The sequence below is a fragment of the Corallococcus sp. 4LFB genome (genome assembly GCF_046520365.1).
In the GTDB taxonomy this organism is placed as follows: Bacteria; Myxococcota; Myxococcia; order Myxococcales; family Myxococcaceae; genus Corallococcus; species Corallococcus caeni.
This window is the reverse complement of sequence record NZ_JBKGHJ010000844.1, coordinates 1-2,193: the sequence shown is the minus strand read 5'-3', so window position 1 is coordinate 2,193 and position 2,193 is coordinate 1. Positions and strand designations below refer to the sequence as shown.

Here is a 2,193-nt window from a genome sequence, read left to right as displayed (position 1 = left end):
GCACTCCCGACGTTGCCTTGGCCACCGCATCCGTCGGCACCCTCGACGTTGCCTTGGCCACCGCATCCGTCGGCACTCCCGGCGGTGCCTTTGCCACCGGAGCCGGCGCGGGCGGCGCAGGTGGAGCCGCCACCACGGGAGGCGGGGGAGGGGACGCGACGACTTCGCCCAGCGGTTCACCCGCCTCCACCGCGCGCAGCGCCGAACGCACCGCCAACGCGAGGGCCTCCGCGCCCACGGACCATGTCAGCGTCTCCGGCGCGCCCTCCACCCGCGCACTCCGCAAGAACAGGTGACCCGTGCGCGGGGCCGCCACCGACACCCGCAGCTCCGCCCCGGCCCGCGTGAACCACAGCACCGCGCGAGCGTCCTGGCGCATGGCCATCCGCTCTGCCTCACGCCACGCCCCGCCGGGGCTCGCCTCCATGGACGCGCCCGCTTCCGCCTTCAGCACCACCGGCAGGTCGCTGCTCTGCCCCCGCACCCGCTCCAGCAGTGCGCGGTCCTCGGAGGACGCCACACGCGCGACCGCCCGCCATGGCCCGGCCGCCCCCGCGGAGCCGCCGAGCGCCAGCCACAAGGCCAGTCCCACCACGCGCTGCCACGCCACGACCTCCAACACGGACATGCCGTAAAACCTACCTTCCAGGGAATTCTTCTGGAAGCACCGCCACGTGTGGATCGCCTGTCACGCTCGGGAGGGGAGGGCGGAAGGGCGGAGGCCACCCGCGCCCATCCTCCCGGACAAGGAAGGTGGCCAGGCGCGGCGGCGGGAGATGTCTGTGTTTGAAGAAGGGGCGGGCGCGGGGCCGGAAGCGGTAGGGTCGCGCGCCATGAACCGCCTCCGGGAGCTGCGCTCGGTCCTGAACCTCACCGTCCTGGTGGCGGGGCTGGGCTACTTCGTCGACCTCTTCGACATCACGCTGTTCGGCGTGGTGCGCGTCGCGTCGCTGAAGGACCTGGGCCTCACGGACCCCTCGGACATCTTCCAGAAGGGGCTCTTCATCTACAACGCGCAGATGGCGGGGATGATGGTGGGCGGCCTCTTCTGGGGCCTGCTCGGGGACAAGCGGGGACGCCTGTCGGTGATGTTCGGCTCCATCCTGCTGTACTCGGCGGCGAACCTGCTGAACCCCTTCGTCTGGGACGTGAACAGCTACGCCGCCTGCCGCTTCCTCGGGGGCCTGGGGCTCGCGGGCGAGCTGGGCGCGGCCATCACCCTGGTCGCGGAGTCCCTGCCCAGGGAGAAGCGCGGCCTGGGCACCACCGTCGTCGCCACGCTGGGCATGCTGGGCGTCGTCGTCGCGGCGCTCGTCGCGCAGCACCTGCACTGGAAGACGGCCTACGTGACGGGCGGCGTGCTGGGCCTGACGCTCCTCTTCGCGCGCTTCAAGGTGTCCGAGTCCGTCCTCTTCACCCAGAAGGCCGGCCCGGTGAAGGGCAACGCGCTGCTGCTCCTCCAGGGGGGCCGCCTCCCCAGGTACCTGGGCTGCATCCTCGTGGGCGTGCCCATCTACTTCACCACCGGCATCCTCTTCGTCTTCGCCCCGGAGCTGACGGCGGGCCTCCACGTGCAGGGCACGGTGACGGCGGGCAACGCCATCCTCTTCGGCAGCGTGGGCCTGACGCTGGGGGACCTGTTGTCTGGCGTGCTGAGCCAGTGGCTCCAGAGCCGCAAGCGCGCCGTGGGCTTCAGCCTGTGCGCCTGGTTCGCGCTGGTGCTCGTGTACGGGCTCGTGCCGGGGCTCACCCCCACGCTCGTCTACGCGCTGACCTTCCTCATTGGCCTGAGCGTGGGCTACTGGGCGGTGCTCATCACCATGGCGGCCGAGCAGTTCGGCACCAACATCCGCGCCACCGTGGCGACGTCCGTGCCCAACTTCGTGCGCGGCTCCGCGGTGCTCGCGGCCACCGCCTTCGGCCAGCTCAAGGGGCCCCTGGGCGTGGCGCACGCGGCGCTCGCGGTGGGCGCGGTGTGCTTCCTCCTCGCGCTCGTGGCCCTGTCGCGGCTGGCGGAGACCTTCCACCGCGACCTGGACTACGTGGAGTCCGCGGCCCCGCGAGCGCGAACGCGGACGCGCGCACCGGCTGAAGGGCGCGGAGACGTCAGTCCGGCGGCGGCACCCGCAGCCGCCACGCCAGCACGCGGCCGTCAGCCCGAGCACGAAGACCCGCGGCCCGCGCACCACCGGC

The 2,193-nt window shown here is 72.5% G+C and carries 1 protein-coding gene and 1 pseudogene; one reads left to right on the top strand and one right to left on the bottom strand.

All coding sequences use genetic code 11. From position 1 onward, the window contains the following. Nucleotides 1–628 (bottom strand): annotated as a pseudogene (locus ACLEQD_RS41865) (hypothetical protein); the annotation flags it as partial. 205 nt (nt 629–833) lie between these two features. Between ACLEQD_RS41865 and ACLEQD_RS41860 the strand changes: the two are divergent. Continuing rightward, a partial coding sequence (locus tag ACLEQD_RS41860) for an MFS transporter (protein ID WP_410391504.1) occupies nt 834–2,193 on the top strand: 1,360 nt, incomplete at its 3' end.